We start from the raw sequence: 24,827 nt of genomic DNA, 5'->3' as shown, positions 1-24,827 counted from the left end.
TCCACTTGTTTTTCAAACAATTGATGAACCGTTCCATGCTTAGGATACTCATACACTGTATGATTAAAGTCTTTCAGAAGAATCTCTTGTTCTTCTTTAGACACAATTTTCATATCTGAAATAGCAATATCGGGATTTTCTATTATCTGTTGTGCAATTCTCCTAAAATGCTTTGCTATCATTTTAATTTTGCTTTCCTTGTAAGCCAATGCATTGTAACTAAATTTAACGCATAACTCTTTACGAGGAATAACAGAAATAGTACAATCATAATTCGTTTGTTCGAAACCATCCATATCTAAAACTTCAAAATTTTCCTCATAACTCCCATCTAATTCATCATTTCCTGGAAAGTTTTCAAATGCCATAATATGATGAATTAAATTATTTTTTAGAGGGCTAACATCTTGTATATCCGCTAAAGAAATGTAACCATACTCATTAGCATTTATCATATTTTGATGTACTTTATTTAATAAACTTGAAAAAGTTTCTGAAATTCCACTTTGTACTACTAAAGGAATCGTATTAATAAATAAACCGACCATATTTTCAATTCCTTGAATTTCTGAAGGTCTTCCAGAAATCACTGAACCAAAGGCTATACAATCTGTATTGTTGTATCTTTGTAATAGGACTCCCCACAATGTATGTACAACTGTACTTAAAGTTACCCTAAATTTCCGAGCAAGTTCTGTTAATCCTTCTGTCATTTCTTCACTGAAAGACATCGTATAATTTTCTAACATGTACCTATTATTACTACTATTACGTAAACTTGAAGGAAGTAAGCTTTTTTCCTCAATATCACTAAGATGATTTCTCCAATAAAACAATGCCTCTTCTTTATCCTGTTGCTCTAACCAATTTATATATCCTTTATAAGGAGAAACAGGTTCTAGAAGAACCGGTTTCTCCTTAAGAAGTAATTCGTAAACTTCAAATAAATCTTTTAAAACAATGTCTACGCACCAACCATCCATTATAATGTGATGAAAGCTTAAAACAAATTTACAACTTTTATCATTCATTATAAGAACAGAAATTCTTAATAAATCATCTGTAAGTAAATTGAATCCTTTTTCTTTATCTTTTTTCAAGAACTGTTCAACAGATAATTTACATTCTACGTCATCCAGTTTTGAAAAGTCTTCAAATTGAATATGAGGAATTTTTTCTTTAAATACAACAAACTTCGGCTCCTCAATATTCTTGTAAAATATATTTCCCCTTAGATTTTCGTGGCGATCAAACAGGATTTTTAAGCTTTTTCTTAATACTGTCATATCTAGTGTTCTATCTATCGTACAACTAACTTGTTCAAAATAAGCAAATGATTCTTTATCCATTAGCTCATGAAATAATATTCCGTTTTGCATAGGTGTCAAATTAAATACACTTTGTACTTGTAATTTAGGAATCAAACAATCCACCCCACATTTTTAATCATTATAAAAATTTAAAATACTATTTAGGTCTTCTATTGATAGATCTGCATTGCCAACATCATTAGGTGTTAGTTCCTTTTCAGTCTTATTCGTACAATGATTAATCACTTCCAACAAACGGTGAATAAATTCATTTGCCAGTTTCATAATATCTTCTATTGAAAATTGATACTTATTAAATTCAATTTTTATAAGTAATGAATCTTCTTCAACACTTCCATTAATATCTAAAGCAAACGGTGCCATAGCATTTGGACTTACAGATTTCCCTGTAGATAAATTTGAATTTGCAAATATATGCGATTTAGTTTCTTGCTCTATCTGACCATGGTAATTAAATCTAATTTCTTGTCCTATAGCTTGATTTAATGTACTTGGATTTATATATCTGTAAATACCATAGTCAATTCCTTTATTAGGAATACGACGTAAACTTTCTTTTATATGTTTAATTTGATACGATAAACTTTCGCTAAACTGCATATCCAAATGAATAGGATACATTGTTGTAAACCAACCAACAGTTCTTGTGACATTCATATCCTTAAATAACTCTTCTCTACCATGCCCCTCAAGAGTAATGGTAAAATCAGATCGATTAAAACTACTCTTAAGAGCCATACCGAGTGCAGTTAATAATAAATCGTTTATTTCTGTCCCGTATGCATAATGTGCCTCACTCAATAAAAGATCCGTTTCTTTTTTGGATAAAGCCACTGTAAATTGGTCCATATTTTCAAAAGTTCGTTCTTTATCTGATACAGTTTTAAATAGATTATGATATGTCTTATTTTCAATACTACTCCAATACCCTTTATGTTTTTTAAACTCGTTTGTTTGAACATATTCATAAATTTCATTAATCCAGTCTTTCCAAGAATTTGTCTTATCTTGAAAAACAATATCTTTTCCATTTACCCCTTGCATATAACCGCTCTCTAAATCTTCTAGAATAACTCTCCAAGATATACCATCTATAACTAAATGATGAATAACTATTAATAGATAGTCCCCTTTTTCTGTTTGGAACACCTTCGTATGCACCAAAGGCCCTTCATATAAATTTATTTGTTTTTGAGTTTGATTTGCTATACGCTCAATTTCCTCTAAATAGTTACTATCTTTTCTTAAATCTACTACTTCATATGAATACGCAGTATGTGTAACATCATTTATTACACCTATATAATCTTTTTCCTCTATCTTATAAGTTGTTCTAAGAGCATCATGATGTTCTACCAATTTTTCGAATACTATTTTTAAAACATCTTTTTCTAAATTCATTTCACTGTAGAGCATAACAGATTGGTTCCAATGTTCCATATCTTCACATGACTCTTCAAAGAACCATTTTTGAATTGGTGATAGTTTAACCTTTCCTGTAACTATTCCTTGTTCGATTTTACGACGCTCTTCTTTTATATAAGGTGAAAGCGCTGCTATAGTTTGAAGTTGAAGAAGATCTTTAATATTCATTTTTAAATTAAATTTATTTAATCTCGTTGCAACTTGAATTGCCTTAATCGAGTCTCCTCCTAGTTCAAAGAAATTATGATGAGTTCCAATTTCTCCATCATAATTTAGTACTTCACTCCAAATGTTCACTAATAATTTCTCAATCTCATTTGCAGGTGGTACATAATTGACAGTAACCTTTAATTGTCCTGCTGGATCTGGTAAGGCTTTACGGTTTACTTTACCATTTGATAGAAGTGGCATTTGTTCTAATTGAATATACAATTTTGGAACCATATACTCAGGTAATCGCTTATTTAAATAGTTCCTAAATGCTATTTCTGAAATTGGTGTATGACTTACAATATATGCACATAATATTGGACTTTCATTTTTATTTTGTTTAGCTAAAACTACAGTTTCTTGAACCACCTCATGTTGTAATAACGTTTGTTCAATTTCTCCTAACTCGATACGATGGCCTCTAATTTTCACTTGGTGATCAATACGCCCCAGATATTCAATTTCTCCATTTTCTTTCCAGCGTACAAGGTCACCTGTTTTGTACATTTTTTCCCCTTCAACAAATGGATCATTCACAAAAGTCTTCGCTGTTAATTCTTCCCGGTTCAAATACCCTCTTGCGAGACAATCGCCTGCAATGTGTAATTCACCGGAAACCCCAATTGGTACAACTTGTTTATGCTGATCAAGAATATATAAACGAGTATTGTCAATTGGTCGGCCAATTGGAATTAAATCTGGTACAGCCTCATTTTCAGTAGGACAGTCATAATACGATACATCTACTGTCGCCTCAGTTGGTCCATACAAGTTATGCAATGTTGTTCCACATTCATGATGCCACAGATTATTGAACCGTTTTACATGTTCTGACATCAATGCTTCTCCACTGGCAAAAACATATCGTACACCTTGTAACCGTTTTGCCGTACCGCTTTCTTTCACGTACTCTAAAAATACATTTAACATAGACGGTACAAAATGAAGAATGGTTACTTTACTATCTTCAATAGTTTTTGTAATAATAGACGGATCTTTCTCACCACCTGGAGGTAAGAAGCTAACTGATGCACCTTGAAGTGCCCAAGCAAATAGTTCCCAAAGAGAAACATCAAAGGTATACGGTGTTTTTTGTAAAATAATATCATTTTGGTCGAATTGATACGCATCAATCATCCAATTCAAACGATTAATAAGGGAAGCGTGTTCAACCATAACACCTTTTGGCTTTCCGGTAGATCCTGATGTATAAATGACATACATCATATCATTTTCATGATAATCCAAGTTTAAATTTTGGCTGGATTCAACAGTTGAAACTAACAACTCATCTTCAATTGAAACTATTTCAACATCTCTTAGACGAGATTCAAGTTCATCTTTCAAATGTCTTTGTGTTAAAACAAGATTCGTTTGGCTATCTTCTATTAAATAGTTAAAACGTTCAGTTGGATCTTCCGGCTGGATTGGTAAATATGCCCCACCCGCTTTTAAGATGGCAAGCAAACCAATCATCATCTCAAGAGAACGATGTACGGAAATTCCTACAATCTGATCCTTAGCCACACCTTTTCCACGTAGTACTCGGGCAAGGTGATTGGCCTTTTCATTTAATTGACGATAAGTCAACGTGCTTCCTTCAAATCGAACCGCAATACGATCCGGTGTTCTCTCTACCTGCTTTTCAAACATTTGATGAATCGTTTCATTCTTTGGATAGTATTTATTTGTCCGGTTAAACTCCCTAATAAGAGTATTTTCTTCTAATAATGACACCATATTAATTTGGTTAATCTTAGCATTTTGGTTCTCTAATAACCTATCTAAAATCTGCATGAAATGATTAGCTATTCTTTCCACACTCTGTGGATAAAATAACGCGGAACTATATTCAAAATTTAATTGTATTGTTTCATGATCCTCAGCTGCACTTAATGTTAAATCAAATTTAGATACTTCAGGATTGTAAGAAACTGGCGTAATTCGTGTGCCGTCTACTTTAATTTGCTGATTTCCTTCTTGCATAACAAACATCGTATCAAAAATTGGATTTCTGTTAATATCTCTTCGCAAATCTAATTTCTCTACTAACATTTCAAATGGATACTCTTGATGTTCAAATGCTGATAAAGTATTTTCTTTTACTTCTAATAAAAACTCAGCAAAAGTCTTTTGTGCAGAAGGAAAATTTCTTAGAGCTACTGTATTAATAAATACTCCTATCGTATTATTAACTTTTGGATGCCTTCTCCCTGAAACAGGTGAGCCTATAATAATATCTTCTTGTCCTGAATATTTAGATAACAAAACGTTATATGCTGTTAAAAGGACCATATACAGTGTCACATTTTGTTCCTTCATTACTTTACTAATTTTTTCTGTTATCTTTTTATCTAATATTCTAGTAATTGTTGATCCTTTAAATGTCTGTAGTGTCGGTCTGGACATATCCGTCGGCAAATTTAGAATAGGAATTTCATCTTTAAAAATGTTCATCCAATAACTCTCTTGCTCTTTCATTTTCCCCTTCTCTACCTCTTCTATTTGCCATACTGCATAATCTTTGTATTGAATTGATAAAGGTTCGAGAGAATCACCACTGTATAATTTGTTGAATTCACTAACTAAAATTGATATAGATACACCATCAGAAACAATATGATGCATATCAATTACTAATAAATGCTTAGTTTCTTCAAATTTTATTAACGTTGCTCTTAGTAAGGGCGGAACTTCTAAATCAAATGAATGTATACAGCTTCTTATCTCATCCTCTATCATTACTTTTTCTAGTTTATTTTTTTCAGATATCGTTTTGTAATCTAATTCAAATTCAATATTCTCATGAATTTTTTGTACTGGTTGCCCTTCATTCCAATGAAAAGAAGTTCGAAATGCTTCATGTCTATCTACAATTTTTTGCAAAACTTCTTCAACTCGGTCTTTATTAATTTCACCATGAATCATTAGAGCGGCAGGCATGTTATAAGATAATTCAGTATCTTCTAATTGCGTTAATACCAATTGTCGTTTTTGTGAAAATGATACTGGATAATAACTTCTACCATCATCAATTGGATTAATTTCACTATATGCTAAACTTTGATCTTGTTTTGCTATTAAAGAACTCAGCTCTTCAAGAGTTGGATAGTCAAATATATCTTTTAATTTAATGTTGATATTAAACTCGCTATTAATTGCTACTAACAATAAAGTTGCCTTTAAAGAGTGACCACCTAATTCAAAGAAATGATCTTTTATTCCAATATGATTCATGTTTAAAACATTTTCCCATATCTTTACTAATCTACGATCTATTTCATTACTTGGCGGAACATAAGTAGTACTACTTACTAATTGCTCTGGTTTTGGTAACGCCTTACGATTTAATTTTCCATTTGATAAACGCGGTAATTCATTTAATATAACCATATGTGTTGGCACCATGTACTCTGGCAAAGAAAGCCTTAAGTACTCTTTAACCGCTTCAGGTTCTAAATCAAATTCAGTTACCAAGTATGCACATAAATACTTTCCTAATTTGTAATCATCATATGCAACCACAATAGCCTCTTTTACATTCCGATTATTCAGTAATTTAGTTTCAATCTCTCCCAATTCAATTCTAAATCCTCTAATTTTAACTTGGTGATCCATTCTACCTAAATACTCAATATTTCCATCAGGTAGCCAGCGAGCTAAATCCCCAGTTCTATATACTCGTTCATTTTCGACAGGTCCTAATAAAAACTTTTCTTCTGTTAATTTCCGATTATTTATATATCCTCTTGCCAAACCTACTCCAGCAATACAAAGTTCCCCGGGGATACCAATAGGCAATAATTTCCCAGCTTGGTCTACAATGTATAAACGAGTATTATCAATTGGTTTTCCAATCGGTACTATATTAACATCACCAGTTATAGGACAGTCATAATAAGTAACATCAATTGTCGCTTCTGTAGGACCATATAAATTATGCAAACTTGTCCCATTTTCTTCATATAATAATTTGTTAAATTGTTCAACATGAACTGGTAGTAACGCCTCACCGCTTGTAAAAACTCTCCTAATACTGCGAAGTTCTTTAAATACTCGCTTAGCCTGAACATAATCTAAAAATACAGATAGCATGGACGGAATAAAATGTAAGTTAGTTACTGAATACTTATTTATTGCTTGTACAATACTTTCTGGATCCTTCTCTTCTTCTGGTGCTAACATACATAAAGTTGAACCACTTAATGCCCATAAAAAAAGCTCCCAAACTGAAACATCAAACGTATAAGAAGTCTTCTGTAAAATCACATCTGTTTCATTAAGTGGATATTTTTTTTGCATCCAATTTAGACGATTGATTAACGATTTATGTTCAATCATTACCCCTTTAGGCCTACCGGTTGAACCCGAAGTGTATATAATATACGCCAAATGATTTGGAGAAGCTACTGGCTCTAAATCAAGAGTATTATAACTCTTATCCTTATTGATATTAATAATATCTAATTGATTATCATAACCTCTTACTTGGCTTACAAACTGCTGTTGAGCTAATACCACTTTCGCACCACTATCTTGTAAAATATATCGAATCCTATCTACTGGATCATTTGGATTAATTGGTAAATAGGCAGCTCCGGCCTTTAAAATAGCCATTAACCCAATCATCATTTCACATGAGCGTGTTGTTGCTATTCCAATAACTTGATCCGCCTCTACTCCTTTTTGTCTTAGAATATGAGCAAGATCATTTGATTTTTCATTTAATTCCTTATAACTAAGCTTCTCTTCTCCTGATACTATAGCAAGTCGATCAGGCATTTTCTTTACTTGTTCTTCAAAGAGCTGATGAATCATTTTGTCTTCAGGAAAACTTGTACTAGTGTTATTAAAATCGCATACAATAAGCTGTCTCTCTTCAAGGTTTATCATATGAATATCTTCTAGCTTTATCATTGGATGCTCTGCAACTTGAAGTGCAATTTCTTTAAGATGAGATTTCAATGTTTCAATATGATCTTGACTATAAATATAAGCATTGTATGCAAACTTAATCTTATATTCCTCTCCAGGTATAACCCCTATATTAAAATCATAATTAGTTTGTTCAAAACCATCCACTTCACCAACTTGAACAATTGTCTCTGTACCTTCACCTGATATCTCTTCAGATACTGGATAATTCTCAAATGCAATAATGTGATGGATTAGATCGCTTTTTATAGGACTAAGCGCTTGAATATCTGCAAGAGAAATATAATGATTCTTATTTGCATTCATCATTGTTTCTTGAACATGAAGTACTAGTTCAGAGAAAGTATTAAGATTTCTAGCTTGTACACGTATAGGTACTGTATTGATAAATAGCCCTATCATATTTTCAATACCTTCAACCTCAGGTGGTCGTCCAGAAACTACTGATCCAAAAACAACATCGTCTGTATAATTATATTTTTGAAGTAATATGGCCCATAAGGCATGAAAAACAGTACTCATAGTAACTTCATTATATTGAGCAATTTGAGTTAATTTGGAACTTAATTCCTTATCAAATGTAAAAATATTATTTTCTAATTTATATTCGGTAATTTTATTTAGTTGATTATCACCTGAAATTGTACTCTTACCTGTTATCCCCTCAAGATTCTGTTCCCAGTATGCTTTAGCCTCCATTTTATTTTGCTTTTCAAGCCAATGGATATACTCGCTATATGGATAAACAGGATCCAAATTTAATTCCGTATTCTGTTTCATCGCTCTATATATTTGAAATAAATCTTTGATAATTGTTCCAATACACCAACCATCCATTATAATATGGTGAAAGCTAAGGATTAGCTTGCAACTGCTTTTATTTAAATCTAATACTGTCATTCTAATTAGAGTGTCCTTCTCAAGATCGAAACGATCTTGTCGATCTTGAGAAGTAAAATCCGTTATATATTTATCTTGATCTATCTGCGATAAATATGAAATATCCTCATATTTAACGTCTACATCCCGCCCCTCCAAGATAATTTGGAGGGGTTGTTTTGTTTCTTTATATACAAATAAAGTTCGTAAAGCATCATGTCGATTAACTAGCAATTGAAAACTTTTTCTAAATAAATCTAAATCTAGCTTTTCTTTGATTGTAATAACAGTCTGATCAAAATAGGCTTCAGATTCATTATTCAACATGTCATGAAATAGTAGCCCTTCCTGCATAGGAGTTAATGGATAGATATTCTTTATAGCTACCTCGTTCAATGCGCTAACCACCTTTTTAAGATTTTAGTTTTAGAGACAATTTATTAGCAAGGTTCCCTAATTCCTCAATAGATAATTGATTATAGGTAAAATCTGTTGGTGTTTTTTCTACAGCTGTCTTATTACAACAATGATTAATAATTTCAATTAATTTTTGCTGATACAACTCTACAAGTTGTTGAACATTACTCTCTTTAAATTCTTTTGTATTGTAATTAAAAACAACCGTTAACTGCCCATCTTTAATCATACAATTAATATCTAAAACAACTGATCTAACAATATCCTTACCAATTTCTTGACCACTTGGGATATTCGAATAGTTAAATAAACTTGTGTTTACATCCGTATCAAATTGACCAAGGTAATTAAAACTAACTTCTGGTTTTTGGTTTAGCTCTACTTTAGCTGCCTCATTCAAATATTTCAGTACAGCGTAACCGAATCCTTTATTAGGAATACGCTTAATACTATCCTTCACATGCTTTATTTGGTAGGAAAGTTCCTTTTCCACATCTATATCCAGTAATACCGGATATAAAGACGTAAACCATCCAACTGTTCTAGAAATATCAATATCTTCTATAAAGGATTCTCTCCCATGACCTTCTAAGTAAATTAATGTTTGTCCAGATTTTTTCCACTCGGCCATACTTAATCCTAATGCAGTTAATAAAATATCACTGATTTCTGTGTTATATACTTGATGAGCTTCGTTTAATAATTTTTTAGTGTATTCATTGTCTAAAGTAAATTCGATATTTGAACTTACACCAAAAGTATCATCTTCTGCATATTTATCCTTTCGAATTAAGTGAGCTGGATCTTGTTGAACATTTAACCAATATTCTTTTTCTACTAAAAGTTCTTCACTTGTAGCATATTGATAAAGGTGATTTGCCCATTTTTGATATGAGTCCGTTTTTGGTGGTAATTGAATTTTATTTCCTGTAATTAATCCTGTATACAGGGATTCCAAATCTTGTAATATAATTCTCCACGATACACCATCTATTACAAGATGATGAATAACAATTAATAAATGATCTCCATCACTTGTTTTAAATAAACCCACTTTCATCAATGGACCTTCAAAAATGTTTAAACTACTTTGTATTTGATTTGCCTCTAATTCTATTAATTCATCGACATTATCATAATCTTCAAAATTATTGACAATTAAATCTACAGTAATATTATCTATACCTGTATTCGTTTGTTTAAATAAACCACTTTCATTTTCATACTTCATTCGCAATGCATCATGATGTGTTAATAGTTTTTCAAATACAAGTTTAATGTAATCTTCATTAAAACCTTCGGAATTAAATAACATTACAGATTGATTAAAGTGATTCAAACTTTTCCCCTGTTCTTTAAAGAACCTGCTTTGTATCGGAGACAGAATCACGTCTCCTTCAATAGGACCTTGATTTGGTATTCTTGCATTCTTTTTCACGTATAGTGCTAGATTTTGAATCTTTGGGTTTTGGAATAAGTCTTTTAACGTTAATTCATAACCCTTAGCCTTTAGTTTTGAAATAATTTGCAAACCTTTTATTGAATCTCCACCTATATGAAAGAAGTTATCATGAGTCCCTACTTCTGATATATTTAAAACTTCTATCCAAATTTGCGTCAATAATTCCTCCATCTCATTTTTAGGAGATTCATAAGAGACTACACTATCCGTCCAATCAAACTTCGGCAATGCTTTTCTATTCGCTTTACCACTAAAAGCAATTGGGATTTTGTCTATTTGCATTAATTTAGTCGGAATCATATATTCAGGCAATTGTTTTGCCAGCGCTTCGAGAATTTGTTCTAAATCGATGTTTTTCTCTCCGACAACATATCCAAATAAGAACGTAGTACCATTTATTTCTTGAGTTGTTACAATCGCTTCGTTAATTTCTTCAAATTGTTCTAAATAAAATTCAATTTCATTTAATTCAATTCTATATCCTCTAATTTTAATTTGAAGATCTGACCTTCCGAGATATGCAATATTTCCATCCGGCAAGTACTTTGCTACATCACCCGTTTTATACATTTTTTTATAGCCTTCTGTTCCATAAGGATTTTCAATATAGGCTTCCCGTGTAGCTTTCTCATTATTTAAATACCCAATTGCAAGTGGTTCACCTGATATATATAAATGCCCTGGAACACCCACTGGTACGCGTTTTAAATATTGATCTAGAATATAAATCTTTGTATTATCTATTGGTTTACCAATTGGAATTTTATCCTCATGACCATTAACTTCATAGAATATACAACCAATACTCGCTTCCGTAGGACCATATAAATTTGTAACTTTTACATGTGGAAATACCTTAATAAAATATTGAACAGTCTTAGGTGTAATTTCTTCTCCCCCAATAATGACTTGCATAAGAGATTTTAACTTCTCATGAATAACCTGATTTTTTTCAAGTTGACTTACTATCGTATTGAACACAGATGGTACAAAATCAGTCATTGTAATTTTCTGTTCATGTACAATTGAACAAATGTAATCAGCATTTAAAGTATCTTCCTTATTTGTAAGAGTTGTCTTACCACCATTCATCAACGGCCAAAAAATTTGCCAAACTACACTATCATAAATATGATCAGTTGTTTGAAGTACGCTTTTTGCCGATTCAATACCATAATAATCATTCATCCAAAGTAAACGATTTATCACACCTCTATGCGGAACAATTACTCCTTTAGGCTTTCCTGTTGAACCAGAAGTAAAGATGACATAGAGAGGATCCTCTTTATCTACTTCTACATCAGGATTTTTATCTACTCCTGAAAAGTTTTCCAATTGGATATAATAAAATTCATATGGTAGTTCCCCATTAAAATTAGTTAACTTTTCATTTGTGATAACCACTGGACTCTCTAGTTCTTTTAAAACATCTATTTTGCGATTAATTGGCCAGTTTATGTCTATAGGTGCAAATGAAGCACCTATCTTCATAACCGCTAACATTGATACAACTACTTCAAGGTCCCTGTTCATAATAATTGGCACTCTATGCGATGCATTAATCCCTTTACTTAGGAGCAAGTTTGCTAGTTCATTGGCATAATCATTGAGTTCTTTATAAGTTAATTTTTTATCTTCAAATACTACTGCAATCTCCTTAGGGTTATTTCGTACTTGCTCTTCAACATAGTAGTGTAGTGGTTGACTTCCCTGACGATCTTTAAAAGTATTATTAAATTTGAAATCCATACTCGCTTTCTCTTTATTAGCCAAAATTTCTATTTGTGAAAGCTCTGTATTTCCTTTTAAGATTACTTCCCTTAATACATGAATATAGTGACGTCCAAGCTGTTCAATAGTCTCTGACTTAAATAATTTTGTGCAGTATTCAAATTCTAAATAAATGTCATCAGCTTTTTGCTCTGCATTTAAAACCAAATCAAATTTAGAGATATTTGTTTTAAATTCATACGGTTTAATACTCAAATCTTTTGTATCCCATTGCTGAGAATCAGTATTGAAAAACGAGAACATCGTATCAAACAGGAAATTACGACTTAGATCTCTCGTTAATCCTAATTTGTTGACTAAATTTGAAAAAGCATAGTCTTGATGATCTAAAGCGCCTAAGATAGTTTCCTTTACTTCCGCTAGGAAATTATGAAAAGATTTATTTGCCATTGGATAATTTCGAATAGCTAATGTATTTACAAATAAGCCAACAATACCTTTTGTATCTTCATGCATCCTTCCAGCAGCAGGAATTCCGACAATAATATCCTCTTGGCCGGTATACTTAGAAAGCAAGGTGTGATAAGCAGCTAGCATAATCATAAATAACGTTGTATCAGTTGTCTCACTTAAGGTTTTTAAACCTTCTTTTATATCATCTGGTAACATAAACTTGTACGTGTCACCTTCAAAACTTTGCATTTGAGGTCTCAAATAATCAGTCGGCATATCCAATATTGGAATTTCGCCTTTAAACTGATCTAACCAATATCTTTCTTTTTCTTGCATATCATTTTGTTCTTTAGCGTTAGCCCAAGATACATAATCTTTATATTGTACTCTTAACGGTGGCAATTCTTCGCCATTGTATAGTCGGCTCCATTCAGAAATAATTAAATCCACCGATATACCATCTGCAATAAGATGATGCATATCTATATTGAGCAAGTACTGGCCTTTTAATTTAATAAGTTCTACACGTAATAGTGGTGCCTGATTAACATTAAAAGGACGAATAAATTTACGGATTAAAGGTTCTAATTCGTTCACATCATCAATTTCTAAATAATCCATTTTAAAAGTAATATTCTTAGATATTCTCTGAACTGCTTCTCCATTTATATAATCAAACTCTGTGCGAAAAGCATCATGTCTCTCCACTAAAGTGTTAAATACTTTCTCTACACGCTCTTTATCTACTTCTCCTTCAAGAATCAGTGCCGCCGACATATTATAAGCTAAACCAGTTTCATCCATATTCTGAACTGCAAGCAATCTTTCTTGAGAAGAAGAGACAGGATAATACTCCTGCTCCTCTATAACTTCCATTGGCTGGTATTTAGTCTTTTGTGCTTTTGATACAACATCTAGATATTGATTAAATGTTGGCGCTTGAAATAACTCCCTCGAAAGCAATTCTATTTCAAATTCTTGATTTACCTTAGCCGTAAGTAACGTAGCCTTTAAAGAATGCCCACCTAATTCAAGAAAATGGGTGTCTTTTTCTAAATGGTCTATATCCAATACTTCTTTCCATACCTCAACTAATTTAGCCTCAATATTATGGGATGGTGAGTTCTTATCTTTTTGTTCTAATGATTTTATGTCTAACTGACTAAGTGATTTTTTATCTATTTTCCCATTTGGCGTTAATGGTATATTACTAAGGAAAATAATATTAGTTGGTATCATATACGTAGGTAGTTTCGTCATTAAATATTTCTTCAACTCAGCCTCTGATAGAGGATGAACAAGTACTACATAAGCCCATAATTCTGTATCACTGCTACTTTCCTTTGCTAGAACTACAGCTTCCTTAACAGCCTCATGTGTCATTATTACACTTTCAATCTCAGAAGGTTCAATGCGATGTCCTCTAATCTTAACTTGTTCATCAATTCTACCTAAATATTCAAATGTCCCATCGGATTGTTTACATACTAAATCGCCTGTACGATAAAGTTTTGATTTTTTATAGCTTGGGTGAGCAATGAACTTTTCGTTAGTAAGTTGTGCATTGTTTAAGTACCCTCTAGCAAGTCCTTTTCCTCCTACACATAATTCACCTGGTACATTTTCTGGTTGAACTTGTAAGTGTTCATCTAAAATAAAAATATCAGTATTGTTAATTGCTTTCCCAATGTTATTAAGCTGTTTGCTACTCATATTTCTATTAAAAGTAGTAATAACACTATACTCTGTAGGGCCATATTCATTAATTAATTCAATATGAGGTAACTTTGTTTCACTACGTTCTAATAATTGTTTACTTATTTTTTCTCCACCTAAAGTAATAGCACGTATTGATTTAGCTTCTTCAACTGTTAGGGCCTCTAAAATTGTTACATAAATCGAAGGTGTGCATACTATATGCGTCACTTCTTTATTTAAAATTAGTCTTTTTATTAAAACGGGCTCTCTAATTTCATCATGAGTAGGTAGAATTACTGTTATACCTGACAATAAAGGAGTAAATAACGCTGAGACAAATGCATCAAAAGAACTGGACACAAGCGGCATTACTTTATCCGTTTTCTTAAATGCATACTCTTCTTTTCTCCATAGTAATGTGTTGGTAATTGCTGATTGCTCTATACAAACCCCCTTAGGTAGACCAGTAGTTCCAGAAGTATAGATAACGTATGCCAAGTGACTAGGTTCATAAGTCACTTGTAAATTAGCTGTCTTTTCTTCCCTGAACCAAGATGAATCCGCTATATTTAATACCTTACAAGATAAACCTTCTATATCTTTAAATTGATCCTGTACAATGATAAAATCTGCTTTACTTTCTGAAAGCATATGTTTCATTCGCTCTTTAGGAGTATTAGGATCAATAGGTAAATATGCGGCGCCTGCTTTTAACACACCTAACGTACTAATTAAATTATTAATCGAACGCTCTTGTATAATACCTACTACGTTTTCATTACTCACTCCACGACTTGTTAGAGCATTTGCAATTTGATTTGCTTTTGCATTTAATTCTTGATACGTGATATTTTGACCATTAAATGATACTGCAATTTGATTCGGGCTTTTCTCTACTTGTAATTGGAAAAGTGATTGAATCGTCATGCAACTTTGTTCTCCTATTTCCAGTTTATTATGCAATTCCTCAATAGTAGATTCACTATTAACAGCAATTGATTTAAGTAAGTACTTGTACTGCTCCATTAAGTTATTTATTGTTTCAGCCTTAAATAACTTTGAAGAATAATTCACTCTTACAGCGTACTTCCCTCTCCACTCGTCAATACTAAAGATCAAATCAAATTGTGCTACACTTGGAATAATTTCACTAGGGGAAAAAGTAATACCTTTAGCTTCTTTCTCTCCCATATCAAAGTTCTGCATAACAAAAAGTGTATCTATAAGTTGCCCCTCACTTAAATCAATTTCTCTTCTTAAGCTCTCAACTAACTCTTCATATGGATACTCTTGATTTTCAAATGCTTGAATACAACTTTCTTTCATTTCATTTAAGTATGACATGAATTTCTTTTCAATATTCGGATTACTCTGAATAACTAATGTATTGACAAACATGCCAATAATACGTTCAAAATCCAAATGTGTTCTTCCAGCTGCTACCGTTCCAGAAGAAATATCTTGTTCTCCTTTTATTTTAGATAATAATATATGGTACGCTGCCATAAATACCATGTATAGTGTTGCACCATTTTTATTAGCTATCTCTTGTAAATAATTAATAACTTCTGAATCTAAATCATATTTTAATACTGCTCCTTCAAAACTTTGAAATTTTGGTCTTGTAAAATCAGTTGGCAATAATTTATTTGGTTGCCATTTATCCTTTAATTTATTTATCCAATATTCGCCTTGCTTCGCTTTTTTATCCTGAAAAAACTTAGAGTTTTGCCAATAAGCAAAATCTGTATATTCTATTTTATTTACAGGTAGTACTTTACCTGTATATAAGTCTATTAATTCTTCTATAAAAATTGACATTGAAACCCCATCAGCAATGATATGATGCATATCTAGCATTAGAACATATTGTCTTGGATTTATACAAAATAGCTCTACTCGAATTAAAGGAGCTTTCTTCAAATTAAATGGTCTTGCAAAATCAGTAACCACCTGATTTAATTCAGATTCATTAATATTGGTCACTTTAATATCGAATTCTATGCTCTTATCTATAGTTTGAACAATACGATCTCCTCTAACTTCAAACGATGTTCTAAATGATTGATGTCTTTCTAACAATTCATTTAATACTGCTAGAAAATGCGTTACATCTAGCTCTCCATCAATATCTAATCTACCAGTGATGTTATATGCTGTACCACCACCCATATCATTCATAATGAACATCCGTCTTTGAGCTGTTGATATATCAAAATATTCCCTGTCCTCTAAATGAATGATCGGTTGATATATATCCTCTTTGGCATCATCTATAAACTCAGCAAGCTCTTTTATAGTCTGAGCCTTAAAAATTGTACTAATTGGCAACTCTTTCTCAAACTTACCTTGTAGTCGCGCAAGTATAGTTGTTGCTTCTAAAGAACCTCCGCCTAAATTAAAGAAATTATCATCCTTACTAATATCATGAGTCTTTAACACATTTCTCCAGATTTCTAGTACAGCTTGTTCAGTCTTTGTTAATATTTCAAATTCAATAGATCTTGTTTTATTTCTTAATGATACAAGCACCCGTTCATCAATATCTCCGTTTGCTTTTTTAGGAAATGTATCAACAATTATTATCTCCTTAGGTACATAATATTCAGTAATTTCATCTGACAATTGTTTTTTCAAATGAGCAGCATCACTATTATTATTATGACTTTTAACAAAGGCTATTATTGCTTTCTCTGTTTCATTGTCTTCTATATATTCCATGACATACGCTTGTTCTATTTCTTCTTTAGATTCTAAATAGGACCGCAGCTTACTTAAATAGACGTTATGCCCTTTAATCAACTTGCGCTCTTTTACAGATCCCATATGAACGAATTTACCATCCTCATTATATAAACCTAGTAAATCAGTAGATTTCATTTTATTAGATTGATGTTTATCCGCTTCATAAAGTTCACCCACTGCACCAACTAAAGATGGGTTTCCATATTGATCTAATAAATGAGTGCCGCTTTCCAACTTATCCCGATTTCTTAATTCTTCATTTGTCAAAAGGGATATATTAGATATCTCTTCATTGCTTTCATTTATTAAACTCTCAATTAATTTAGTAAAATAGTTTTTCCAACATGAAAGTACTCCTGGTGTCACAATATCCGTATTTACATCAAAGTCAAAACTCAGTTCACCACTTTGTTCCATAACATTTAAGAAAATATCGTATTTTGAACATTGGATAACAGAAGGAATTACATTTACTATTGCCTCATTAAAATATAACTGTTTTAATGGTCTATCCATATTAAAAACGGCGTTAATTTCCGGTACTACAGCATTCTCAAATTGTTCTGCTAAGCTAGCAAACGAGAAATTTTGAAACTTATTCATTTCTTTCATAACTTGTTTCACTTTAGATAAATAGTTAGTAAAGATCTCTTTCTCACTGATTTCAGTATAAATAGGTAATACATTTACACAGTTCCCAACTAATAAATACTCGTCCATTTGTGCTTGTCCTGATGTTGGGACTCCGACAATCAACCTTTTTTCCCCTGTTAAACGGTGAAGTAACACTTTATATACCGCTAGTAAAGTTACAAATAAACTGTTGCCTTGTTGGAGGCTAAACTCCTTCAATTTCCTTGTTAAGCTTGGACCAATTTTTAAACTTTCCCTTTTTCCTTTAAAATTCTTCTTTATGATTCCACCGTGTGTAGAGGGTAAGTTCAATCCTATCGGTGATGCAGGTAACTTATTTTCCCAATAAGATAATGCTTCTTCACTTAATAAAGATGATAATTGTTCTTTTTGCCAAGAGCTATATTCTTGAAATTGAGCCGGGCTTGATAGTAAAACATTTCTTTCTCCTCGACAATACGATGTATACAGCTGCTCTAACTCTTTTACAATTAATGCAATTGACCAACCATCAATGATAATGTGGTGAAAAGAAGCAAATAGTGCATAATGATTATAGTCCAGCTTTACAACGTGCACTCTGAACAATGGTTTTTTACAATCAAAATCAAATGGAGCAAGCCCCTCTTCCTCAAACCACTTCTTTAATCCCCTACCTTGAGACTGCGATTTATTATTTGATAGATCTGTAAATTCAACAGGAATGTCGATGCTTGATAAAACCTCTTGATATTCACCGTTCAAATCAATAACTGAACGCAGTGCTTCATGACGTTCGACGATCGTTTCAAAGGCTTGATTTAAAATATCTATTCTTACTTCACCTTTAATTTCCAAGGCAACAGTTTCTATAAAAGCAGATGAATCAGATTCTCTAGCATTAACTGCAAACCATATTTGCTGCTGTTCTTTTGTTAATGGAATAATTTTATTTTTTTTGTGAGCATTTTCATCAAAAACGTGTTCATTTTTGCTTTCCTTCATATTCTTCTTAGGAAAAAAACCGATATCTTGTAATTCCTTAATTGTAGCTTCAACTGCTTGTATTATACGATTTATATCATCATCAGTATGGGCAATTGATAAAAAGCAGTTTCTGCCTTCCCATATATATATACCTTTATCAAGAAGTAAGTAAAAGAAAAGTTCTATATCACCAAAAGATACAAATCTAAATAATGATCCAAAGTTGACCATATAAATAGGAATCTCGTTTTGTTTAAATACTTGGTTGAGTTTTTCTATTAACTGTTCACATCTTTGATTTAGTTTCTCCTGTAATTCGTTTCCATGTTGCTTCATATACTCCAATACTTGAATAGCGGCATCCATAGCGAGTGGATGTGTACAGAATGTTCCTCCCACAAATGTCTTTTTATCAGCATTTACCGGATAAGATTTATCACCAAAATTCCAAAAACCTCCGTCTATTCCATCCATAAAATTAGCTTTTCCAGCAACAATTCCAAGAGGTAAGCCACCCCCAACTATCTTTCCGTAGGTTACTAAATCCGCTTCGATATCAAACCACTTTTGAGCTCCGCCTAAATGAATTCTAAAACCAGTAATGATTTCGTCAAAAATCAGTGCTGTGCCCGAATTTCGTGTGATATCTCTTAGCTCTTGTAAAAATTCTTTTGGTTGAAGGTCTGGTCTTCTACTTTGGACCGGTTCAACTAAGACCGCTGCAATATCATGGGCTTGTTCTCTAATAATATCTAGAGATTTTGGATTGTTATAATTTAAAATAATTATATCTTCCATCATTCCTGCAGTTACGCCTGGAGCCATCGGCAATGCGTTCCCTTCATCACTATTCGGATCGGAAACTGCTAGTACACCATCAAACGTACCATGATACGAGCCTGCAAACAGAACGATCTTAGAACGACCCGTTTTTGCCCTTGCCAATCTCAAAGCTACCATAACTGCCTCAGTTCCTGAATTGTAGAAAGCTACGCGTTCAACACCAGTTAATTCACTAATTAATTGCGCCGCTTTCCCGGCAGTATTAGACATAGGGCCTAATGGAGGGAAATCAGTATCAATTTTTCGCATTAATTCACGGTTTATAAATTTTGGATTATGACCAAATAAGTTAACTCCAAACCCCATAGTTAAGTCAACGTATTCATTTCCATCTAAATCCCACATTTTAGACCCAGATGATTTCTCTGCGATAATTGGATAATTTAATTCTTTCCAATAAGAACGAAATCCAGCAACATTTCGATTATTAGCATGTACATAACGAGTCTTTTGAGTATATTGTTTTGATTTTTCTGTACGTTTTGTATAATTTTCGATAAATTTATTAAGAAATTCCTTTTGCTCTAGTGTAAAGTTTCCCTCTTCTTCAAGAATAAGTGGCTGATACGGAATAAATGGCTTAGACTTTTCCTTCTCAATTACATTAGTTAGAATTTTTTTTTTTCTAGTTACCTCATTCCTTCTTTCAGAAGTTGGAACTTCTAAACTTGTCGCAACTTGCTCATATGCTGCAGACTCTACCGTTGTACGCTCAAGCCCTAGATATTGTAATTGCTGATTAAAAAGATTTGTCATGCTTTGTTGTTGCTGATTAAGTGTTGCAATCTGTTGACTTATAATCTCTCCCATTACTGAATTTTGAACGAACTGTGGTTTAGCCATCTGCTCAACTGGCTCTTCTAATTTATTAGATTTTTCTATATCTTTACTATTAGTTTTTGATTCTATTATTTTCACATGTGGCTCAGATTGATTCACTATTGTTGCACCCGAATTAGCAATGAACATAGATAATTTATCCAACGTCGTAAGTGACTCAAAGAAATTTTCAACTGGAATTTCAATGTTAAATTCTTTTATAATCTCTTTTCTCACTTGAGTAAGCATAATTGAATCGAGTCCCATTTCTAAAAAATTACTCGCTTTATTAATCTCATCCAGCGAAAAACCAGTTGTTTTTTGTATGATTTCTTTTAATACGGATATAACACGATCAGTTGATATCATATCTGGCACCTCTTCTGTTTTTACTATTACTTGCTTTTCTTGTTCAACCCAACATCTCTGTTGATCAAAGTGATAAACTGGAAGAGAAATTCTTCTCCTCTTCTGACCATCACTATATATATGTTCCCAATCTACTTCTTTCCCCAAAATATATAACTTACATAAATATGTTATAAACTCTTTTCTATTATTAGAATTTATTTTGCTCTTCTCTATAAGCTCATTTGTTTGCTGTAGTAAGCCATACGACTCATTATCTACAGTTAATACATTAGTATACAGATAAGTATCTTCACTTCCTTGAATAAAGGAAGTCAACTTATTTATTAGTTCATCAATATTTTTTACCATAATTGCTAATCTATACCGCTCATGCCTTCTACCTGTATTCAACGTATAACATACATCCTCAAGAGACACCTCAGTATTCAAAAGAAGATATTCAACATGCTTTTGAGCCATTTCTTTCAAAGTAGCTACTGAGTGTGCAGATAAAGTGTACATATTTTCTAAATCCGCATTTTTTTTGTCCACATTTTTATCTTTTATAAACTCCTCTAAAACTACGTGACAATTCGTTCCACTAAATCCAAATGAACTAACTCCACATCTACGTGGATGGTCACTTGTTTTCCACATTGTCGGCTGTGTTGGAACGTATAATGGCGAATCTTCAAAATGAATTTTTTTGTTTGGTTTATTAAAATGAGTTAATGGTGGTATCATCTTGTTTTTCATACACAATATAGTTTTTATTAAGCCGGCTATACCCGCACACTCATAAAGATGGCCAATATTTGCTTTAACTGAACCAACTGCACAGAATTGCTTTTGATCAGTAAACTGTTCAAAAGCTCTTTTAATCCCTTTAATTTCTATCGGATCACCTAAAGAAGTACCAGTTCCATGAGCTTCTAAATATCCAATAGTCTTCGGATCAATTCCAGAGTTTTTCCAAGCTTGGACAATAAGATCACCTTGAGCTTGAGAGTTTGGTGCTGTAATTCCAACGGTCGTCCCATCTTGATTAATAGCACTTCCTTTAATTACAGCATGCACATGGTCACCATCTTCAATTGCCTTTTTCAGTGGTTTTAATAATACAGCCCCTACACCTTCACCAAGCCCTGTTCCATCCGCTTCATTATCAAAAGGTCGAGCTCGCTGATCTGAAGACTCAATTCCAATTCCTACTTCCATAGGTAAAATTGTTGTTTTTACTCCTCCAGCTAAAGCAACTTCGCACTCTCCACTTAACAAACTTTGACAAGCTGAGTGAACTGCCACTAAAGAAGATGAACAAGCAGTGTCAATTGTCATCGCAGGACCTTTAAAATCTAATAAATAAGCAATTCGGCCAGAAATAATAGAAGCTAAGTTACCAACTGCATATTGTGCTAAAGATTCCGGATTAGTTTCTGATAAAAGACGTTCATAGTCATATCCATTTTTAGAAAAACCTACAAAAGTACCTACAGATTTTTTTGAAAGCTTTCCTCCACCATATCCTGCATCTTCTAACGTATTCCAAGCTATTTGTAAGAATAGTCTTTGATTTGGATCCATCAAACTAGCTTCTTTAGGGGTCATATTAAAAAACGAATAATCAAACTTATCGATGTCCTCTAAGTATCCCCCTTCTAATAAGGTAATATCTTCTGTTCTCCAACCTAAACTACGAATAAAATGCTGAGTATCTTTAAGTCTTTGTGACGAAAGGGAATCAATGCAATCTTTTCCACCCACAATATTTCTCCAAAAAGTCTCAATATTGTTCGATTTTGGAAACAACCCAGACATCCCAATTACAGCGATATCATCTTTAATACGCTTCTCCTTTTGTCCCTTCTTTTCTTTCTGTCTATCGCCTTCCAATTTCTCTATTGATTTAGTTAACAAGCTAATTGTCGGATTTTCAAAAAAATCAGACACTTCCAAACTAATATTAAGCTCATTTTCAATTGCTTCTGCAATTTGGACAAGTTGAATAGATGATATCCCCATTTCAAAATATCTTCCGTTCACATCAACTTCATTAATTTTCAAAACACTTAAAAAAACTTGTTTTATTCTTTCTATATCAATCTTCTTATTACTCTCCGTCTCTTCCTTAAATTGCTCATCATTACTTGATATTAATTTTTTTAAATCATTAGAAATATCTTCATATTTTTTCTCTAAATAATCCTTAGCTAATTGATAACGTTGTACTTTCCCACTAGTAGTCTTTGGGATTTGCCTAATTGGTATTACATCAGAAATTTTCCATCCTGTACGTTCATTAATATAGCTACGAATCTCTTTTGCTAAATGTATAAAGTTATCTAAACTATTTTTATATAAAACAAAAATCACAATATCGTCTACTTGTGTTTCAGAATTCCTTACACCACAAGCAACTACCCTTCCCAGTTCAATTCCTTCAATATCTTCTGCAATTCTCTCAATATCATGCGGATAAACATTTTGTCCATTAACAAATATGACATCTTTCGCCCTACCTGTTACTACAATCTCCCCTGAACTTATATATCCTAAATCACCAGTTCTAATCCAACCATCACTTGTTATCACTTCTGCTGTAGCTTCTGGATTATTATAGTAGCCTCTCATTACATTTTTCCCTTTTATTTGCAAATTACCTAAAACATTTTCAGGTAATACTTCTTCGTTTTCATCACATACACGTACTTTACAATCATTGATAGGGAATCCTTCTTTCACAAATACTAGTCCCTCTTCACTCTGTGGCTTAACTTCCTCAACTTGTCTACCTACTTGCAAAATGTGCCTATTTAAATAAATCTTATCAAAGTGATAACGACCAATTGAAACTCCAACCGAAGCTTCAGCCATTCCATAACCCATATGCATTGAATCTTGCCTTAATCCGTATGGTTCAAGATATTTTAAAAATTCATCAACAAGATCAGCATTGATTGGTTCGGCACCATTTAAAATCACTTTCACACTAGATAAATCTAAATTCTCTAGTTTTTCTTTGTTTACTCTTTCTAAAAAATATTTATAGCCAAAGTTAGGAGATGAAAGAATAGTCGCCTTATGATCATGTGCTTTTGTAATCCAAAGCAAAGGTCTTCTTATAAATAGTGCAGTTGGCATCAAAGTCTGATTTACACCAGCAACAAGAGGAGCAATATGAAAAGCAATTAACCCCATATCATGAGTCAACGGCATCCACGTTAAGAAACTATCTTCTATACCTACCTCCATGCGAGCATTAAGTGCCTTTGTATTATAAATAAGATTTTTGTGTGTTAATGTTACCCCTTTAGGTGAACCTGTTGAACCTGAAGAAAATTGAATCATAGCAATATCTTCCTGATTCGCCTGATTAATACTAGCTTCTACGGTAGAATCGTGAAATTCTTCAATTAGAATTGCTTTTTGATTAATTTCATTTATAATCGCAATATCATCTAACTCTTTTGTATAAAAAAAGAGTTTATCTATAATTTGTTGAGTTGTAATAATATGAGGGTTGTTCATTATTTTCCATATATTAAACAATTTTTTTCTATGAATGCTATTACTCCCTACCGTAACAGGAACCGCAATAATTCCCCCAAGAATACATGCCCAATATACTGTCGAAAAAGCTCTTTGGTCATTTTCATTAATTTGAAATACGAGTTCATCTCCTGGCTTTAATCCTCTTAATTGTAAATTTGCTAGGACATTCATTGACTCCATATACAATTCACGATAAGATAAAAAAGTTTCTTCTTTTCCATTTTCTACAAAAGTAATTCCAGTTTTATTTTCATTTTTCAATCCCACTATAACATCTACTAAAGTTTGATTAGCTAGCAATAGAAATACACTCCTTAATTAATATTTCAAATATAGCCATTGTATTAAGGAAATATTCTTTAAGTGCCTTCTTGTTA

Annotated in this window: 3 protein-coding genes; all 3 read right to left on the bottom strand. The window is 32.4% G+C overall.

Translation table 11 applies throughout. The features are described 5' to 3' along the window. A partial coding sequence (locus WAZ07_RS18800) for a condensation domain-containing protein (RefSeq protein ID WP_336473658.1) occupies nt 1-1,424 on the bottom strand: 1,424 nt, incomplete at its 3' end. Nucleotides 1,425-1,442: 18 nt separating this feature from the next. Then, nucleotides 1,443-9,176 carry an amino acid adenylation domain-containing protein gene (locus tag WAZ07_RS18795; protein WP_336473657.1) on the bottom strand — a complete coding sequence of 2,578 codons (7,734 nt, stop codon included), beginning with the start codon at nt 9,174-9,176 and terminating at the stop codon, nt 1,443-1,445. A gap of 16 nt (nt 9,177-9,192) precedes the next feature. Further along, complete coding sequence (locus WAZ07_RS18790) at nt 9,193-24,750, bottom strand: amino acid adenylation domain-containing protein (protein WP_336473656.1); 15,558 nt, start codon at nt 24,748-24,750, stop codon at nt 9,193-9,195. Nucleotides 24,751-24,827 lie beyond the last annotated feature (77 nt).

It is taken from the genome of Bacillus bruguierae (assembly GCF_037104725.1).
GTDB classification, from domain to species: domain Bacteria; phylum Bacillota; class Bacilli; order Bacillales; family Bacillaceae_G; genus Bacillus_A; species Bacillus_A bruguierae.
The sequence above is the reverse complement of the archived record's forward strand: the minus strand, read 5'-3'. Positions and strand labels throughout refer to the sequence as shown.